Source organism: Roseiflexus sp. RS-1, assembly GCF_000016665.1.
Taxonomy (GTDB): Bacteria; Chloroflexota; Chloroflexia; order Chloroflexales; family Roseiflexaceae; genus Roseiflexus.
On sequence record NC_009523.1, the window covers coordinates 3,404,887 to 3,424,697 of the forward strand.

Here is a 19,811-nt window from a genome sequence, read left to right on the forward strand (position 1 = left end):
ATTGTTTGGGTGGCGAAGCGCGTCAGCGACTGTGGTCGCTGATGCAGGGAAGGCGCGGCTTGCGAAATCCAGTTCTTTAAGGAGGGGACGATGACTCAGACTGAGCGCGACGTGCAGCGGTGCCCGAATTGTGGCGCAGAGTGGCGCCCGACAACATCTATCACCGGCGCCGACATCACCTGTCCGGTCTGTTTTTACCACTTCGAGGCGACTGCTGTCAGGCAACAGCGTGCACCATTCAGTGTGCGTGAATTTGCCGAGCAGATCAGCGCACTCATCAATCGCGCGCGGACGGAAGGCTTGAGCAACGATGTGATCACCAAAGTGCTGCGCGACGAACTTGCCTACAACGCAGAATTAGCCAATCCCAGTCATACCTTCCATGTTCAGATCGTCGATCTCGGTCCTGCTGAAGGTATGACACGCATGTTGCCTCCCAACGAAGCGCGGATTATGGTGCAGCGACGCAGCACGCCGATCATCAAGCGCTAGCTGTTGCCGTCCGGCAACTGGCGCTCGTCAGATGCGTCACCGTTACGCAGAGCGCCAGTTTTCCGCGCACCCTTCCCGATCCTTCCAGACAGGGTCCTGTGCGCCGCAACCGGGCGCGATTGTGACATTGTTGTCGGAGTGTTTCCATGAACCTTGCCACGTTGACCAGCGATCTCTCGCACCGGTTTGACACATTGACCCGTACCGTGCAGCAGACGTTTTCCTTCATCCGACGGCGCCAGCCGCTGTCGGATCGCCCGATCCGCGGGGTGATCCTGACGACCGGGCAACTCGAAGAACGCGCGCGGGCGCTCGCCGCCGAACACACGGTCGTTCTGCAACCCGGCAAAGCGCGCGCTTTGCTCGCGTCGGTGGATCGCAATCATCGCCTGCTGCGCCTGGCGTACCAGACGCTCGCCGCCGATGCTGCGCAACGCCAGCCGCTCACTCCTGCCGCTGCCTGGCTGGTGGACAACTACCACGTTATTGTCGGTCAGATCCGCGAAATTCGTCAGGACCTGCCCGGCGGGTACTACCACGAACTTCCGAAACTGAAAGGCGGACCCCACGACGGTAAACCGCGCGTCTATGCGTTGGCGCTCGAACTGATCGAGCATACCGACGGTCGGATCGATCTCGAACAGTTGACGCGCTTTGTCCTGGCATATGAAGCAGGGGCGCCGCTCTCGATCGGTGAGATTTGGGCAATCCCGATCATGCTGCGTGTCGGGTTGATCCAGAACCTGGGACGCCTGGCGCGCCTGATGATCGATGAGCGTCGCCTGCGCCTCGAAGGAGCAGCGTGGGCGGAACGGATCCTGGCGCAGAAGCATGTTGGCTCCTTCGAGGGAAATACTGCCTTTCGACAACTGGCGCGGATGCACCCCCAACTTCCGCTGCCGCTCGCCGTCGAACTGATCCAGCGCCTGCGCAACCAGGAAGGGGAGTTCGACATCGCCCAACTGATGGTCTGGCTGGAACAGCAACCTTCCATCCCCTATAACACCGCCGAGGAAATCATTCTCGCCGAACAGCGGCGTCAATCCGCCAATCAGGTATCGGTCGCCAATACGATCACCAGCATGCGGACGATGGACGCGGTCGACTGGCCCGACTGGTTCGAGCGCGTCAGTCTGGTCGAACAGGTGTTGCGTCAGGACCCGGCTGGCGCGTATGGGCAAAGCACCTTTGCCACCCGCGACCGCTACCGACACGAACTGGAGCGTCTGTCGCGCCGTAGTGGATTGAGCGAAGACGCCATTGCGCGACGGTTGATCCACATTGCTGCACGCGCCCGGGAAGAGGGACGTCCACTGCGCGAAACGCACATCGGGTATTACCTGGTCGATGAAGGGCGCTTTGCCTTTGAGGCGGCGCTGGGGTGTCGCCTGACGCCCGGCGAGGTGGTGCGTCGTGCAGTTCTGCGTCATCCCGAAGTGGTCTATCTTGGCGCGATTACGGCAGGAACTGTCGCCATCACCGCTGCCGGCATTCGTTTTGCCCGCCCGACTGCGCGCAGCGAGCCTTCCGCCGTTCCACCGATCCTTACCGCCGCCCTTTCGCTTACGGCGGTCATTCCGGCATTCGCGCTGGCGAAAGAACTGGTTGATCGCGCAGTTACGCGCCTGATACCCCCGCGTACCCTGCCACGACTCGATTTTCGTCATGGCATTCCGCGCGAACTGCGCACAATCGTTGTCGTGCCGACATTGCTGCTCACACCCGATAGCATCCGCACGCAGATCGAGTCGCTGGAAGTGCTGGCGCTTGCCAATCAGGACCCGCACCTGCATTTCGCACTGCTCACCGATTTCGCCGATGCGCCTCAACAGCATATGCCGGAAGATGAGCGCCTGCTCGCCCTGGCAGTCAGCGGTATCGAAAGGTTGAACGAACGCTACAGCAGCGACCGCTTCTTCCTGCTGCATCGCCGCCGCGTGTGGAATGAGCGACAGGGTTGCTGGATGGGATGGGAGCGCAAACGCGGGAAACTTGAAGAGTTCAACCGGTTGCTCGCTGGCGCACACGATACCACCTACGAGACCTTCATCGGCGATCTCAGCATTCTGCCACAGATCCGCTATGTCATTACGCTCGACGCCGATACGCAACTGCCGCGCGATACGGCGCGCGCGTTGATCGGCACACTGGCACACCCACTCAACCAGGCAGTGATCGACCCGCAGACGCAGCGTGTGGTGCAGGGTTACGGCATTCTTCAGCCGCGTGTCGGCATCGACCTGCCGAGTGCGTTGCGCAGTCGCTTCGCGCGTATTTCATCGGGGAATGTCGGTGTCGATCCCTACACCACTGCGGTCTCCGATGTCTACATGGACCTGTTCGGCGAGGGGATTTTCGCCGGGAAAGGCATCTACGACCCGGTCGCAATGCGGACGGCGCTGCACGACCGTTTCCCGGAGAATACGCTCCTCAGCCACGACCTGATCGAGGGATGTTATGCGCGCGCGGCACTCCTCTCCGATGTCGAACTGCTCGACAGTTACCCAACGACATATGCGGCTTACTCGGCGCGTCAGCACCGCTGGGTGCGCGGTGACTGGCAGATTGCAGGATGGCTCCTGCCGCGCGTTCCACGTGCATCGGGCAGCAGCGCACCGAACATCCTGCCGTTGATCAGTCGCTTCAAAATCGCCGATAATCTGCGTCGCAGTCTGACTCCGCCAGCAACGCTCGCTCTCCTGGTCGCCGGATGGTTCGTTCTCCCCGGTCGCCCTGCCGTCTGGACGCTGCTGGCGCTTGGGCATTACCTTGCGCCGCTGACCTTTGCCGTCATAAGCCTGCGGTTGATGCCAGCCGACTGGCGCTACCTGCGCACTCATCTGATCACGACGATCGGAAGCCTGCGCTGGACGGCATTGCAACTGCTGTTGAACGTTGCCATGCTTCCCGATCAGGCATGGCTGAATGTGGACGCTATTGTCCGCACTCTCTGGCGCATGGGAGTGACCCATCGGCGGATGCTCGAATGGGAGACGGCGGCACAGGCGCAGCGACGCCTCACCGATTCGTTCGACTATCTCGTCAGGCGGATGGCGCCGTCGGCGGTTGTGGCGCTGGCACTGGTAGTGATGCGCATTGATCGCCTGCGCGCGTCGTGGCTTCCCGCGCTGCCGGTTGTGGCGTCGTGGGTTACGGCGCCCTTCTTCGCTCGCTGGCTCGATCAGGAGTACATCCCGCGCCTTGTTGCACCGCTGAGCGTCGATGATCGCCGGATGCTGCGCCGCGTGGCGCGCGCAACCTGGGCATACTTCGACCGGTTCGTTGTGCCGGAGCAGAACTTCCTGGCGCCGGATAACTTTCAGGAAACGCCGCGACCGGTGGTGGCGGAGCGCACTTCGCCAACCAACATCGGGTTGCAACTGCTCGCCGACCTGGCTGCCGTCGATTTTGGCTACCTGGGTGCGCGCAGTCTGGTGGAACGCGTCGAGCGTGTATTCGACACGATTCAACGGATGGAGCGCTTCCGCGGACATCTGTACAACTGGTACGATACGCGCACCCTGCATCCCTTGCCGCCGCTCTATGTTTCGACCGTTGATAGCGGCAATCTTGCCGGTCACCTGCTCACTCTGCGCCACGGGTTGCGCGCACTCATCGAACGCCCGGCATACGGACCGTGGATCATCGAAGGGCTGCGTGACATCCTGGAAATCATCCAGGAACGGTTGCCCGCCGATGCGCGCGGGCGCACCTCGCTGGTTGCGCTCCTTCAGGCGCTCGATGCCACCCCGGAGACGCTGGAAGGGTACCGCGCGCGGTTGCTGCAGGCTGCCGACCTGGCGATCATCCTGGCGCGCGAGTCGCGTGTGGCTGAGTGGGCAGAAGCGCTGGCACGTCAGGTGTACAGCCTCCTCGACGATATGCCGCACGATGATGTGCCGTCAGCGGCGGAAGATCCGCAGTTCCGCGCTGCTGTCGAGCGACTGACAGACATGTGCATCGTTCTGATCACAGAGATGGACTTCCGCTTCCTCTACGACGAGCGTCGCCGCCTGTTCGCCATTGGTTACAATGTCAGCGAAGGACGGCGCGACAATTCGTACTACGATCTGCTTGCGTCTGAAGCTCGACTCGCAAGTTTCATCGCCATTGCGCTTGGCGAAGTGCCGCAGGAACACTGGTTCTATATCGGGCGCAAGATTTCGCCAGCGGTGGCAACCCCGACGTTGCTCGCCTGGAGCGGCACGATGTTCGAGTACCTTATGCCGCTGCTGGTGATGCGCAATTTTCCCGAAACCCTGCTCGACTCGACCTATCGCGGGGCGGTTGAACGTCAGATCGCCTACGCCGCCGGGCGCGGTATTCCGTGGGGCATCTCCGAATCGGCGTTCAATCTGCGCGATTCGCAGATGAACTACCAGTATCGCGCATTCGGCGTGCCAGGGTTGGGATTGCAGAGCGGACTGGCAAACGATCTGGTCGTTGCGCCATATGCGACGCTGCTGGCATTGCAGGTCGCACCCAACGAAGCCATCGCCAACCTCCGTACTCTGATGGAGTACGGCGCATTCGGCGCGTATGGCTTCTACGAGGCGATCGACTTTACGCCCGAACGCCTGCCGCCTGGCGTCAGGCACGCCATCGTTCAAACCTATATGGTGCATCACCAGGGGATGGGACTGCTGGCGCTCGATAATTTGTTGCACGACAACATCATGCAGCGTCGCTTCCATGCCGAGCCAATCGTGCAGGCCACTGAATTGCTGCTCCAGGAGAAGATCCCTGCCGACCGGCCCCTGCCGTTGCCGCAGGAGAGCGCCGTCAGCGAAATCACAACCACACCGGACGTCGCGCTCGAACGTCACTTCACAACGCCGCATACTGCAGCACCATATGCCTACATCCTCTCCAACGGCGTCCTGACCACGATAGTCACCAACGCTGGCGGCGGCGGGAGTCGCTTTACCCTGCCCGAACGCACAACGACCGTTGCGCTTACCCGCTGGCGACCCGACCCGACCCGCGATGCGTCCGGCAGTTTCGTCTATGTGCGCGATGTACGCAGCGGCGTCACCTGGTCGCCGACGTACCAGCCGCTCCGAACACTTGGCGACGATTACCGCGTCACCTGCGGCGCCGGACGGGTCGAGTTCCGCCAGCACTACGCTGGCGTCGACACGCGCCTGGAGATGACCGTATCGCCCGAAGACCACGTCGAGGTGCGGGTTCTGACTCTGGTGAACACGACGGCGCAACCACGCGAACTGGAAATTACCACCTATGCCGAGATTGTGCTTGCGCCCGACGCCGCCGACGCCGCCCATCCGGTCTTCTCGAACCTGTTCGTCGAGACATCGTTCGATCCCACAAGCGAAGCGTTGCTGGCGACACGCCGACCGCGCGCGCCGAACGATGAACGCCTGTGGGTTGCTCAGACGATCGGCGTGCGTGGGCGCGCCCTGGGTGAGCCGGAGTACGAAACCGACCGCATGACTTTCATCGGGCGCGGGCGCGATCCTTCACGTCCACAGGCGCTCGACCGCCCGCTGAACGGTCGCATTGGCGCAGTGCTCGACCCGATCTTCAGCCAGCGACGCCGGGTGCGGATCGTGCCGGGCGGACAGGCGCAGGTCATCATGACGATGGCGGTTGCGGCGACACGCGAGGATGCGATCCGCCTGGCGGATCACTACCGCGATGCTGTCATTGCAATGCGTGCCTTCGATATGGCGCGCATCCAGGCGCAGGTCGAACTGATGCATCTGGGCATCAACGCCGACCAGGCGCACCAGTTCCAGCGCCTGGCATCACTCACTCTCCTCCCCGATCCGGTGCGCCGCGCCGCATCTGAGGCGCTGCTGCGCAACACCAAAGGGCAGCCAGGTCTGTGGGCATACGGCGTCTCCGGTGATTACCCGATTGTTGTCGGGCGCATTGCGCCCACTTCTGATACATCACTGGCGCGCTCGCTGATCCAGGCGCACGAGTACTGGCGCCTGAAGGGGGTGCTCATCGATCTGGTGCTGCTGGTCGAGGATGGCGCCGATTATCGCCAGGAGCGGTATGAGCAGATCATGGCGCTGGTGCGCAGCAGCCGGTCGAGTCGCTGGCTCAACCAGCGTGGCGGGGTCTTCGTGCTGCGCACCGGGATCATGCCTGAAGCCGATCAGATTCTCTTCGAGGCGGTGAGCCGCATCACACTCCACAGTCGGCGTGGCGACCTGTCCTACCATCTGCGCCGTCGCCTGCCCGATAAAGCGCCACCTCCGCCGCCGCTCACGATGCCGCCGTTCGATGACGCTCCGCTGCCTGCAGAGAATCTGATGCTGACCACGGAGTATGGCGGGTTTACCGTTGATGGACGTGAGTTCGTCATCGAGGTTGCACCCGGCAACTCCACGCCATTGCCGTGGGTCAATGTCGTTGCCAACCCACGCGCCGGTTTCATCGTCTCAGAGAGTGGCTGCGGCTACACCTGGGCGGAAAACAGTCGCGAGAACCGTCTGACCCCCTGGTCGAACGATCCGGTCAGCGATCCGCCCGGCGAGGCGATCTACCTGCGCGACGAAGCCAGCGGCGTGATCTGGTCGCCGCTGCCGCGTCCGTGCGCAAGCGGGCGCGTTCGCGTTTACCACGGGATGGGATACTCCCGCTTCCTGCAACAGTCCAATGGCATCGAGAGCGAAACCACCCTCAGCATTGCGCCTGACGATCCGGTGAAAATCATTCGCCTGCGCCTGCGCAACCGCTCCGCTCACGAGCGTCGCCTGAGCGCGACCATGTATGTTGAGTGGGTGCTTGGCGTGCTGCGCGAACAAACGGCGCTCTTCATCGTCACATCGACGGCGCCGGAGCGGAGCGCATTGCTGGCGCGCAACGCCTACAGCCACGATTTCGTCGGTCGGGTTGCATTCCTGGCGTGCAGCGAACCAGAGGTCGCATTCTGTGGCGATCGCGCAGCATTCATCGGGCGCAACGGCGATCTGGCGCGCCCGATTGCGCTGGCGGGCGCACACGATGGCGCCTTCGACAATCGGATCGGCGCAGGTCTTGACCCATGCGGCGTTGTTACAACGACATTCACCCTCAACCCTGGTGAAACACGCGACCTGTTCTTCCTGCTGGGTCAGGGAACAGATGAGGCTGAGGCGCTTACCCTGATTGACCGCTACCGTGATCCTGCCGCTGCGACCGGCGCCATCGAAGAGACCATCGCACGCTGGCGCACCCTGGTCAGCACGCTGCGGGTGCGCACCCCCGACCCGGCGCTCGATGTGTTGCTCAACGGATGGCTGATCTACCAGACCCTCGTCTGCCGTATCTGGGGGCGCTCGGCATTCTACCAGTCGGGCGGCGCCTACGGCTTCCGCGATCAGTTGCAGGATGTGATGGCACTGACCATGATCGAGCCATCGATTGCACGTGACCATATCCTGCGCGCCGCAGCGCGCCAGTTCGTCGAAGGCGATGTGCAACATTGGTGGCACCCGCCGCTCGGTCGCGGCATCCGTACCGCATTCTCCGATGATTACCTGTGGCTGCCCTTCGTTGTGTGTCACTATGTCGAAACGACCGGCGACCGGGCATTGCTCGATGCAGTTGCGCCGTACATCAAAGGGCGACCGCTCGCGGAGGACGAAGCCGAATACTATGATCTCCCCGAGCAGGCGAACGAGGCGGGCAGTATCTACGACCACTGCATTCGCGCGATTGATCGTGCGTTGAGGCGCACAGGCGCGCATGGGCTGCCACTGATGGGATCGGGGGATTGGAATGATGGTATGAACCTGGTAGGACACGGCGGACGCGGCGAGAGCGTGTGGGTCGCCTGGTTTTTGATTGTTATCCTGAACCGCTTCGCTCCGATTGCCGAACAGCGGCGCGACATCGAGCGCGCAGCGCGCTATCGCGCCGAAGCGCGCCGGTTGAGCGAGGCGATTGATCGCCACGCCTGGGATGGCGACTGGTATCTGCGCGCCTTCTACGACGACGGCACGCCGCTCGGCTCGGCGCGTGACGATGAGTGCCGCATCGATTCCCTGAGTCAGTCGTGGGCGGTCATTGCCGGCGCCGCCGATCCGACGCGGGCGCGGCAGGCGATGGAGGCAGTCGACCGCCACCTGGTTGACCGTGACAATGGCATTATCAAACTGTTCACGCCGCCGTTCGACCAGACGCCGCGCAATCCCGGCTATATCAAAGGGTATGTGCCCGGTGTCCGTGAAAACGGCGGGCAGTACACCCACGCTGCAATCTGGGTCGCCTGGGCATGGACAATGCTGGGTGAATACGCGCGCGCGGGTGAACTGCTGCGGATGCTCAATCCAGTTCACCACGCACAATCCCGTGGTCGCGTCTACGCCGTCGAGCCGTATGTCATCGCGGCAGACATCTACAGCGCGCCGCAGCACCTGGGGCGCGGCGGATGGACGTGGTACACCGGCTCGGCGGCATGGTTCTACCGGCTTGGCATCGAGCGTATCCTGGGTATCCAGCGCCACGGCGATCACCTGACTCTGACGCCCTGCCTGCCGCCCGACTGGCCAGGTTATGAGGCGTGGTACCGCTACGGTTCGAGTGAGTGCCATATCGTCGTCGAGCGCGGCAGCGATGGGTATGCGCTGACAATCGACGGCGTTCCTGCGCGCGAACTGACCATCCCGCTGCACGACGACGGGCTGCGGCACGAGGTGCGCCTGTTCCTGCCAGCAACGGAAGTGAGCGCGCCTGGCAGCGATGGCGCAGGCACAATCCAGGAGCGCAGCGCTGCACCGCAATGATGGGGAACGCTACACCATTGCCACATCTGTTACCAATGCATCCGGCAAAACAATCCTGAATGCGAATACTGAAGTTTGACAGTCCTTATCACAGTGCGCTAAGATGCAAACAGAAGCTCACAAACGGCAGTATGCCGGTGCACGACGCACATCGAACGCTTGCGAGAGCGCGAGGCTCAATCACCGGGGAGCGAATGAGCGCCCATGGAACTACGCATGCGATCTGTTGGTCCCTGGCCCATGAACAGTTATGCGCTGGTCTGCCCGACGACCCGCCATAGCGTCCTGATCGATCCAGGGGCAGAGCCAGACGAACTGATAGCAATGCTCGACGGTACAACGCCGGTTGCCATTCTCCTCACCCACACCCATCCAGACCATATAGGCGCACTCGACGAGATGCGCAACCGGCTCGGTGTCCCGGTGTTCGCCCATGCCGGACCGCACGCCAGCGGCGTTGTGCTGCCAGTTGATCGCACACTGGCGCATAGAGAGGTTATCACAGTGGGCGCTTCGACGCTCCGCGCCTGGCATACGCCCGGTCATACCGCAGACATGATCTCCTACCTGGTCGACGGTGCACCAATTGCAATTGTGGGTGATACGCTGTTCGATGGGGGACCGGGGCGCACCTGGTCGGCGGAGGATTTTCGCACCACCCTGACGACGCTGCGCACCATCACGCTGACCTGGAGCGACGCCACGATCTGTTACCCCGGCCATGGTCCTTCCTTCCGCCTGGGAGACCGCCGCGCGGCGATTGAACGCTTTCTGGCGCACGCGCCGGCTGATTTCTTCGGTGATGCTACGTGGGATATGTAAGAGGTTGCTATGCCTGCTTCGGCAAAACTGGTCGCGCGTGCCATGGTCGGGTCGCCAATTGCGCGCCCTTTCGGCGGATGTCTGTTCGTCGGCGGCATGCTGCTGCTCCTTGGCTTTGCGTTTCTGGGGCATCTGGCGCTCTGGGTCCTGGAGCCAGCTGCGCGTATCGGCATCTTCCTGACCGCTGCATTGATCGGTACGGTCGCATCACTGCCGCTCCTGGCGTTGCTGCGCTGGCTGGATCGGCGCGAGCGCGAGTCGCTCTGGCTGGCGATCGGCGCCGTGGTATGGGGGGCGGTGATCAGCACCGGTCTTTCCGCCATTTTCAACGCGCTTGGCTTCGGGTTCGTCGCTGTCAGCCTGGAGATCGTCGGCGGCGTCGATAGCGAACTCATCGGGCAATTGCTCGCTGCTGCGCTGATCGCGCCGCCGGTCGAGGAAGCCTTCAAGGGGCTTGCCGTTCTGGTGCTGTTCTGGTTTCTGCGCGCCGAGTTCGATAATGTGCGCGACGGAATCATCTACGGGGCGCTGGTCGGCATCGGCTTCAACATCGCTGAGTATGCGCTGTACGTGATGCAGGGGTACGCCGAAACCGGCGTTGCTCCGTTCGCTCAGCAGTTTGCCGGGCGTTTCGTCTTTCTGGGATTCAACGGGCATATGCTCTGGAGCGCAATCTGCGGCGCCGGCGTTGGCTTTGCCCGTCAGTCGCGCGAAGGATGCACCCGGCTCGGTGCACCGGTTGCCGGGTACCTGGCGGCAACCTTCGGACACGCGCTCAACAATTCGGTCGGGGTGTTCCTGCTCGGCATTTTCGTGGTGCTTATGGGGTATGATGTCGAGCGCGGACTGGAGAGCATCCCGCCGCTTGCGCTATGGGGAGCGGCAGCGGCAATGAATATCGTGGTGCAGGGTGTGCTGTATATTGCCCTGCTGGTGCTGCTGGCGCTCAGTTCGCGCTGGGAACGTGATGTGATCCGCACCTATCTGGCGGACGAAGTCGGGATCAGCATTACCCCTGAGGAGTATGCCGCGATTGTGAACGACCGCATGTTTGGTGCGCTCGGCAGCCGTGGCATACCCTGGCGTCTCGCGCTGGCGCAGAACGAACTGGCGTTTCGCAAATGGCACGTCGCGCGCGAAGGCGGCAACCCGGCAACCGACTCGCTGGTGGCGGCGTGGCGCCAGGATATTGCAACGCTGCGCGATGAGTGGCTTCGCTCCAGACAAACGAGGTAGGTTATGGCAATCGATACCGATCAGCGTCTTGCGCTGGCAATGACCATTCCAGGCGCACCGGTCTGGCGGTTGAGTCTCGAACAGTACCACCGGATGATCCAGACCGGCATTCTGACCGACGATGATCCTGTCGAGTTTCTCGAAGGGTTGCTGGTGACAAAAATGCCCAAGAATCCGCCGCACAGCCTTGCGACCCATCTGACACGCGACGCGCTTGCGCGGGTTGTGCCAGCGCAGTGGTATGTCGATGCGCAGGAACCATTCACCACCGCCGACAGCGAGCCAGAACCGGATGTCCTGGTAGTCCGCGGCGAGCGCCGTCAGTATCACGACCGCCACCCGCAGGCGCAGGATGTTGCACTGGTTGTGGAGGTGGCTGATACGACGCTCCAGCGTGACCGAACACTGAAGAAGCGGATGTATGCCCGCGCAATGATTCCGGTCTACTGGATCATCAACCTTGTCGAGCGTACGATCGAATGGTACGCGCAGCCTTTCGCGGCTGAAGGGGAAGCCGATTATGCACAGCGTCAGGAAGTCGCTGAAGACGGCACGATCCCGGTTGTGCTCGATGGCGTGGAGGTTGCCTGTCTCCCGGTGCGCGACCTGTTGCCCTGAACATCATTCCACGAAAGTGAGCATTCAATGTCACGTATTGTTTCTCTCGGTCTCGTACAAATGCGAATGACCGACAACCCGCAGCGGAACTTCGCTGTTGCCGTCGAGGGTATCCGTGAAGCGGCAAAACGTGGCGCGCAGATTGTCTGCCTGCCTGAACTGTTTCGGTCACTCTACTTCTGCCAGAGCGAGGATCACCGGCATTTCGCACTGGCGGAACCAATCCCCGGTCCTTCAACCGAGGCGCTGGGCGCACTGGCGCGCGAACTCGGCGTTGTAATCATTGCCAGTCTGTTCGAGAAGCGCGCCGAAGGGTTGTACCACAACACCGCCGCAGTACTCGACGCCGATGGGCGCTATCTGGGCAAGTACCGCAAGATGCACATCCCCGACGATCCGCTCTACTATGAGAAGTTCTATTTCACACCTGGCGATCTGGGGTTCAAAGTGTTCGCCACGCGCTATGCGCGGGTCGGTGTGCTTATCTGCTGGGATCAGTGGTACCCCGAAGCGGCGCGTCTCACCGCACTGCGCGGCGCCGATATTCTCTTCTACCCGACAGCCATCGGCTGGCATCCCGCAGAAAAGGAGAAGTACGGCACGGCGCAGCATGCGAGTTGGGAGATCATCCAGCGTTCTCATGGTATCGCCAACGGGTGCTACGTCGTCAGCGTCAATCGCACCGGTCACGAAGGCGATCCCGATGGCGGCATCGAGTTTTGGGGGCAGAGTTTCGTTTCCGATCCAGGGGGAACAATTCTGGCAAAGGCGGCCGTCGATCAACCGGAGATCCTGGTTGTGCCGATCGATCTGGCACGCATCGACGAGCAACGCACCCACTGGCCCTTCCTGCGCGACCGACGGATCGATGCGTATGGCGAGATCACCCGCCGCTACATTGATGAAGAGTGATAGAGCAGTATGACAACGCCCCAACCAACACCGACGCAACTCGGATACCGCATGCCCGCAGAATGGGCGCCGCACCAGGCCACCTGGCTCTCCTGGCCCCACAACGAGGAGTCATGGCCCGGCAAACTGCATATCATCCTGCCGATCTATGCCCGCATGGTCGCGGCGCTGGCATGCTCCGAAACCGTGCATATCAATGTCAACGATGAAGCAATGGAAGAACAGGCGCGTCGGTTGCTGCACGCAGCCGGGGCGCAGGGCGACATTCGCTTCCACCATGTTCCAACCAACGATGCCTGGTGCCGTGATCACGGTGCGATCTTCGTCGTGCGCGCAGGCGATGATCCCCTGGCTGCAATCAATTGGGAATACAACGCATGGGGCGGCAAATATCCGCCGTACGACCTGGATAACCAGATACCGCAGCGCATGGCGGAGGCGCTGGGCGTGCCCTGTTTCGACGGCGGCATGGTGTTGGAGGGCGGCTCGATCGACGTCAACGGTGAAGGGTTGCTGCTCACCACCGAGGCATGCCTGCTCAACCCCAACCGTAACCCGCATCTGACCCGTGAACAGATCGAGCAGCGCCTGTGCGATTACCTTGGTGTCTCGAACATCCTCTGGCTTGGCGATGGCATCGTGGGTGACGATACCGACGGGCACATCGACGATCTGGCGCGCTTCGTCGCTCCCGATACTGTTGTGACCGTTGTTGAAAGCGATCCCACCGACGAAAACTACGACGCACTCCAGGAGAATCTGCGCCGTCTGAAGCGGATGACCGATCTACGCGGCGGCGCGCTGCGGATCGTCGAACTGCCGATGCCGCCGGCGATTGTGTATGAAGGACGGCGTCTGCCAGCGTCCTACGCCAATTTCTATATCGCCAATCGCGTTGTGCTGCTGCCCACCTTCAACCATCCGAATGACGAACGCGCAGCGGCAATCCTGGCGGAACTGTTTCCAACCCGTGACATCGTGGGTATCGATTGCACCGACATGGTGTGGGGACTTGGCGCCTGGCACTGTCTGACGCAGCAGGTTCCGGCGGTATAGTGCTTACCCGCCACTCGTCAGAGCATACACGCCGAAAGCAGCGGCGCCGCCCGCCAGTGAACTGAGGAAGTTGACCGTATCGTTGTTCATCCAGCGCCAGCCGCGCAGCAGCGGATAGCGCACCCCATCGCGGGAGGCGCGCTTTTCGGTTTCGCCGGTCGGCGACAGGTACATCGCCTGCACCGTCGCCCCCAAAAGACTATCGACCAGGCTTCCGACAACCCCGCCGACGAGTGCGGCTGGCAGCAGCGCAACCAGCCAGACCCCGCGTTCAGCAACCATGAACAGCAGGGTTGTAGCGCCAATCAGGAGTGCGCCGCCAGCCGATGCGCCAATCCCGTACAGCGTCACCCCGCCCGATGTGCCCGGCGCGACGATCCTGCCGGAGGTGATCAGGCGCGGCGGATGCGGACTGAGAACCCCGATTTCGGTTGCCCACGTATCGGCAGTGACCGTCGCCATCACACCGACATACGCCGCTAACAGCATCACCGGCTCACCGGTCAACCCATAGACCAGGGCAAGCGCCGCACCTGCGCCGCCATTGGCAAGCGCCTGCCAGAGATCGCGTCGCCCACCCTTCTCGAACTTCTCACCGGCAATGCGCTGCTTCTGCGCCTGACGAAAATGAGAAAGCGCACTGGACGTCACAAAAAAGACGATCAGTACGCTTCCCCAGGTCCAACCACCAAAACCGAAGGTCGCCGTCCCGGTGATGATGGCGCCCAGCCATCCGCTCCGATCAAGCGAATGGCGTCGGTATGCCACAGCCCCAATGAAGGCGCTCAACACCAATCCGGCAGCAATACGAGGAATATCAACCATAACGACAGATGGCAGGATCGAGACGCCATCCATCATACCACAGGATCAGCGCATTCCCTCGATCCGCCGGGCAATCGCAGTCAAAGCCTGGTCGAGGTCCGGTCCGATCATTGCAGCGACCTGATCTGACGGAACCATTGCCGCGAACGGTCCAAGCATCGGTGCAAGATCGATGGTCAACATCACCCGCAGATCGGTTCCTTTGCCATCCGGCACAAACGACCAGCGCGACTCGACACTGACCGGATGGCGCGAGGTGAAGACTACTTCCTGGTCCTGCTGCCAGAACACATCTCCCTCAGAGCGAATGGTAGCGAACGGACCCATCGCCATATGGGTAGCGACGCGCGCACTGGACTCACCACGCTGCAACACCTCGACTCTCTTCACGCGCGGCAACAACCCCGCCAGAGTCTGCGGATCGGAAAGCGTCGCAAAAACGCGACTCGCGCTCGCTGCAATGTGTCGGCTCCGCTCGACAGTCACCACCAGACTGCCTCTGGTCGCTGCTTCTTTCGTCTTGTTCCATGTCAGATCACCGGGTCGAACCATGCTCATTGTGCGCCTCCATGCGGCGGGCTGCCGCCATCGCCACGAATACGACGAGCGTTGCACGTAGTGAGGTTGCAAAGGGTGTGTATCTGCAACATACCATACATTACGATTCTGTGCAAGTAATGGATGTAACCCGTGCAAAGACCTGGCAAGATGACGAGCAGCAGGTTGCCGACGTCCGTTCAATACGCGAAACGGCGCGCACCGATGCAAGGTATGCTATAATACGCACAGGAACAGCAACAATCCACAACCTGGCATCAGGCAACGGAGAGACCAGAATCATGGCAGAGAAGAAATCGAAAACCGACGTTACGGCGCGCGATAAGAGCGGCAAGCCGACCAACCACAACTGCGCAAACTGCGGAGAGCGCATCATGAATGACCGCGAGATGGTGGTTGTGATGGATGGGCGGCGGCGCAACAAGACGTACCATCATCGCGCATGCTTTCAGAAGTCTATCGCTTGAGCATCGCTTGCTTGTCTGAGTCCGAAGGGGTTGTGTCGGCTCATCCGTCGCGCGCGGGTGAGCCGATCTGTTCTTCTGAACCGCAGGTATGGTCGAGGATCGCACCCAGATCGAATTTCCGCCGCAAGGCGTCACCACAATCGCGTTGTGTGAGCCATTTGGCGTTCTGTGCTGCCGCGCATCCGGTCCCGGCGGTCACCCGTTGCGCGTCCTGATCGACACCGGCACCGACCCGTCGGCCGTTGATGCCCGGCTCGCGCGTCGTCTGGCGCTGCGCACCGGCGGCAGCGGCGTCGGGCATGGCGCTGCCAGCGATACCGTCGCTTTTACCGAGACCATCTTCCCCTGGTTGCGCCTGGGCAACCCGGACGCCCCTGGCAATCAGGCGCTGACCATCCGCGATCTCTACGCTCCGGCTCTCGACCTCAGCAGCCTCCCCTTTGCGGTCGACGTGGTGATCGGCTACAGCGTGCTCCGCCACCTGACCCTGCGGATCGATGTCCGGGCGCGCACGCTGACACTGGCGCATCCCGACCTGGGGTTTCCGCCGGTTGGCGATTCAGGCGCCATCATTCCTGTCTCATTCTTCGAACACTTCCCGGCAATCGGCGATCTGGTCATCGACGGTGTGACGCTTCCCACGGCGGTGATCGACACCGGCTCGAACACTGCTATCACCGTCGGACCAGACCTGGCGATGCGTCTGGGGTTGCATCGGGATGGGACTGATGTGCGGATTGTGCACGGAGAAGGATTTGGCGGCGGCGGAGAAGTCGTGCGTCGTCGTTTCGATCAGGTGCGGTTGGGACCGTTTACGCTGAAGGATGTCGATATCGATGCGCCGCTGACGTGGGCTGGCGATCTGGGGCGACGCTCGCGCGCAACGATCGGGATGCAACTCCTCTCCCGTTTTGCCACTGTTATCATCGATTATGGGAGGGAACAGGCGGCTCTCGAACCCGTCGAGTTAACCTGAGGAAGTATCCTCATCGAAGAGCATCCGCCGCTATGCGCCTTTGCCGGTCATTCCCCGCGTCCCACGCGGCGACCGAAATAATGGAGATTGAGAAATACATCCGGTATGCGCCGCGTGCCGTCGGGCTAATGGAGATTGAAAATTAAATCCGCTATACTGCGCTAGCCGTGGGGCTGAAGCCCTCGGCTAACCAGGGCAAAGCCCGCCTGCGCGGGCTATACCGGATTATTTATTCAAAGACCATAAGCCCTCGGCCAGGCAAGGCGAAGCCCGCCTGCGCGGGCTATGGCGGATTATTTATTCAAAGACCATAAGCCCTCGGCCAGGCAAGGCGAAGCCCGCCTGCGCGGGCGAGAGCTGTATTGCACTCGTCCAACACAGCCAACATCCTCCTTCCACCCGCCTGCGTATAGTTCACACGAATGATAACCATACATTCCGGGATCGATCATGAACGCTCGATTACTTCTCGTGTTCCTGGCGCTTGTGTTGGCTGCGTGCGGCAGCGCGCCACTGGCGGAACCGCCTGTCTATCCTGATGCCACACCTGCCGCGCGCGGCGAGTCGCCGCTGGCAGATGCGATGATGAGCGGCTTCACAACCGAAATCGTCGGCGAGCGCAACGCTTCCGCAATCCGGCTCTTCCGGGCGCCGGGCAGCATCGCCTGGGATCAGGTCAAACAGTTCTACGCCGGACGCCTCGAACCCAACGGGTGGCGCGCCGACGCCCGCTTGCTGGTCGAAGGAGATACGATCAGTTACGCCGGGTGGCGCAACGGTGATCAACTCCTCGCAATCGCCCATACCGAGGATGCCGCTGCTGGCGCAACCTTTCTGGCGGTTGCCGTTGTGCGGCGATAATGCTATCGGGGGCAGGCGCACGGGTGTGGTATCATATGCCGCATGCTGAGTGCAAATGCACGGATTTTTTTGGTCGTCGTCGCCGCCCTGATCCCTCTGCTGCTGATTGCAGCCTGGCTATGGCGTCGATTCTACCGGGATGATCACACCGACCCCGCGCGCACGGTTGCTAAAAACAGCCTGCTGCCCATCGCCGCAAATCTGATCAACAAGGTCGTCGACTTTGGCTTTGCGGTCGTCGCACTCCGCTTTCTGGGACCGGAAGGGAATGGCGCGTATGCGTTCGTCGCCCTGATAGCCGGTCTCTATTTTTTGACCATCACCAACTGGGGGTTGAACGACCTGGCGGTGCGCGAGGCAGCCCCTGATCTTGCACGCGCGCCGCGTCTGTTCAGCATCACGCTCCTCCTCCGCCTTGGCATCGCCACGCTGCTGATGCCGGTTGCTGCGATCCTGGTGATCGGATACTCGCTGATCGAACGCCCGTTAAGCAGTGCTGAAATGCTCGCACTGGCGCTGCTGATGATCCACCTCTACCCGGCAGCGCTCGCCGCAGCGTGTTCGGCGTCATTTCAGGCATATCAGCGAATGGAAGTGACGGCGCTGGTTCTGCTGTTGACGAACGTGGTGAAGACGCTCGTCGGCGTCGGAGCGTTGATCATCGCGCCCGACATCCCCGCGCGGGTGGTGGCGCTGGCAGCAGTGGCGCTGGGAACGACAACCCTGAATGCTGCGGTGTTCTTCGTCCTGCAACGGCGCATGCTGTTTCGCACGTCGCTGGTGTGGGACTGGCCCACCGGACGCGAACTGCTGCGCGAGGGGTTTCCACTACTGTTGAACAGCCTGCTGCTGGCGGTTTTTTTTCGTTTCGATGTCGTGCTGCTCCGGGCGCAGGCTGGCGCCGAAGCGCTCGGTTTATACGATGCAGCCTATAAAGTCATCAATATGACCCAGATCATTCCGCCATACTTCGTGGCAGCACTGTTTCCGCTGCTGGCGCGGTATGCGGTGATGGATCGCGCTGCACTCGAACGAATGTATCACCGCGCGCTCAGTTTCCTGCAACTCCTCGCCTGGCCCGGCGCAGTCGGCGGAACGCTGCTGGCGCCAACGATTATCACCATTATCGGCGGGCAGGCGTTCCTGCCGGGGGCGGCGCTGGCGCTGGCGATCCTCATCTGGTACCTGCCGCTTTCGTATGCCAACGGCGTAACTCAGTACGTCCTGATCGCCCTCCGACGCCAGCAATCGATCACGGTTGCATTTGCGACCGGCGCGCTGTTCAATCTGGGCATGAACCTGGCGCTTATCCCCGTGTATGGCTACCTGGCGGCTGCGACGGTCACAGTGGCAACCGAGGCAGTCCTGTTGTTGCCGTTTTTGCGCACATTGCGACGCGAAGGCGTTGCACTGCCACTGCTGCGCCTTGCCTGGCGCCCGGCAGTTGCCTCTTGCGTCATGGGGGCATCAATGTGGGTGACGCTCCCCTTTTCGCCAGTAGCGGCGATCGTAGTCGGGATGCCGGTCTACTTCGCGGCGCTCTGGGCGCTTGGTGCGTTTGGACCTGAAGAGCGGGCGCTTATGCGACGAATGATGGGAAGAAGCGTGACATCTTCCAGTTAACCACCATTAATCTTCCTGTCATGTCCTGATAATCTTCCGGTCATGTCCTGATCTTGGTCGTAATCCTCCCCGGCGCGTATGGTACTCCCACATGTGATTAGTCAAAGGGAGGACTCAGCGCCATGGACTACGACGATCTGCCAGACGATGCACCGGGTGGCGATTGCCCCGATCACGGACCATACGCCGACGAAGAATGCCCGAAATGTTCGTTGTGACATCACAGGGCGTCCGGCATGCCGCCGGATGTAGTGTGCCGGATCACACAATCTCAACCCCCCCTGAGAACACGAGCGTCGCACCGCTTCTACCACAATCTGAACCTATCGCCCCAGAGAACATCACCGCCTGGGAGCGCGGGCGTCTCGCCCGCATGCCGGGTGCACAGGCATTGCGCCCGCATACAGCGATACACCCCATCACCCCTGCACCGCCTGGGTGCGCGGGCGTCGCGCCCGCATGCCGGGTGCGGGTGCACAGGCATTGCGCCCGCATACAGCGATACACCCCATCACCCCTGCACCGCCTGGGTGCGCGGGCGTCGCGCCCGCATGCAGCGATACACTCCATCACCCCTGCACCGCCTGGGTGCGCGGGCTTCCAGCCCGCATGCCGGGTGTACAG

General features: G+C 61.9%; 13 protein-coding genes. 11 read left to right on the forward strand and 2 right to left on the reverse strand.

What is annotated here, in order from left to right; translation table 11 throughout:
• Positions 1-90 precede the first annotated feature (90 nt).
• From ROSERS_RS14085 to ROSERS_RS14115, 7 genes are all read left to right on the forward strand, one after another.
• Complete coding sequence (locus tag ROSERS_RS14085) at positions 91-492, forward strand: hypothetical protein (protein WP_011957452.1); 402 nt, start codon at positions 91-93, stop codon at positions 490-492.
• Positions 493-638: 146 nt separating this feature from the next.
• Positions 639-9,233, forward strand: a complete 8,595-nt coding sequence (locus ROSERS_RS14090) for a GH36-type glycosyl hydrolase domain-containing protein (protein WP_011957453.1) — start codon at positions 639-641, stop codon at positions 9,231-9,233.
• 204 nt (positions 9,234-9,437) lie between these two features.
• Entirely contained in the window at positions 9,438-10,055 is a 618-nt protein-coding gene (locus ROSERS_RS14095; protein WP_011957454.1) for an MBL fold metallo-hydrolase, read from the forward strand.
• A 9-nt stretch (positions 10,056-10,064) separates the two neighbouring features.
• Complete coding sequence (locus ROSERS_RS14100; RefSeq protein ID WP_011957455.1) at positions 10,065-11,291, forward strand: PrsW family intramembrane metalloprotease; 1,227 nt, start codon at positions 10,065-10,067, stop codon at positions 11,289-11,291.
• Positions 11,292-11,294: 3 nt separating this feature from the next.
• Positions 11,295-11,909 carry a Uma2 family endonuclease gene (locus tag ROSERS_RS14105; protein WP_011957456.1) on the forward strand — a complete coding sequence of 205 codons (615 nt, stop codon included), beginning with the start codon at positions 11,295-11,297 and terminating at the stop codon, positions 11,907-11,909.
• 27 nt (positions 11,910-11,936) lie between these two features.
• The gene (locus tag ROSERS_RS14110) at positions 11,937-12,821 is read left to right on the forward strand and encodes a carbon-nitrogen hydrolase (protein ID WP_011957457.1); all 885 of its coding nucleotides are present in this window, start codon (positions 11,937-11,939) and stop codon (positions 12,819-12,821) included.
• A 9-nt stretch (positions 12,822-12,830) separates the two neighbouring features.
• Positions 12,831-13,877, forward strand: coding sequence for an agmatine deiminase family protein (locus ROSERS_RS14115; protein ID WP_011957458.1), 1,047 nt, complete (start codon positions 12,831-12,833; stop codon positions 13,875-13,877).
• Between the two features lie 3 nt (positions 13,878-13,880).
• On the opposite strand, the gene ROSERS_RS14120 is transcribed toward ROSERS_RS14115, so the two are convergent.
• Both ROSERS_RS14120 and ROSERS_RS14125 read right to left on the reverse strand, forming a co-directional pair.
• A complete protein-coding gene (locus tag ROSERS_RS14120) occupies positions 13,881-14,738 on the reverse strand; it encodes a DUF92 domain-containing protein (protein ID WP_011957459.1) in 858 nt (285 codons plus the stop codon).
• A gap of 9 nt (positions 14,739-14,747) precedes the next feature.
• Entirely contained in the window at positions 14,748-15,260 is a 513-nt protein-coding gene (locus tag ROSERS_RS14125; protein ID WP_157041088.1) for an SRPBCC family protein, read from the reverse strand.
• A 77-nt stretch (positions 15,261-15,337) separates the two neighbouring features.
• Here ROSERS_RS14125 and ROSERS_RS26850 point away from each other — a divergent pair, with 77 nt between their 5' ends.
• The 4 genes from ROSERS_RS26850 (at position 15,338) to ROSERS_RS14145 (ending at position 19,187) form a co-directional block, all read left to right on the forward strand.
• Complete coding sequence (locus ROSERS_RS26850) at positions 15,338-15,727, forward strand: hypothetical protein (RefSeq protein WP_232282613.1); 390 nt, start codon at positions 15,338-15,340, stop codon at positions 15,725-15,727.
• An 88-nt stretch (positions 15,728-15,815) separates the two neighbouring features.
• Positions 15,816-16,703: a retropepsin-like aspartic protease gene (locus ROSERS_RS14135; protein WP_011957462.1), complete on the forward strand. Its 888-nt coding sequence runs from the start codon at positions 15,816-15,818 to the stop codon at positions 16,701-16,703.
• A 450-nt stretch (positions 16,704-17,153) separates the two neighbouring features.
• On the forward strand, positions 17,154-17,564 hold the full coding sequence (locus ROSERS_RS14140; protein ID WP_011957463.1) for a hypothetical protein: 411 nt from the start codon (positions 17,154-17,156) through the stop codon (positions 17,562-17,564).
• Between the two features lie 42 nt (positions 17,565-17,606).
• Entirely contained in the window at positions 17,607-19,187 is a 1,581-nt protein-coding gene (locus tag ROSERS_RS14145) for a flippase (protein ID WP_011957464.1), read from the forward strand.
• The last annotated feature ends 624 nt before the right edge of the window (positions 19,188-19,811 follow it).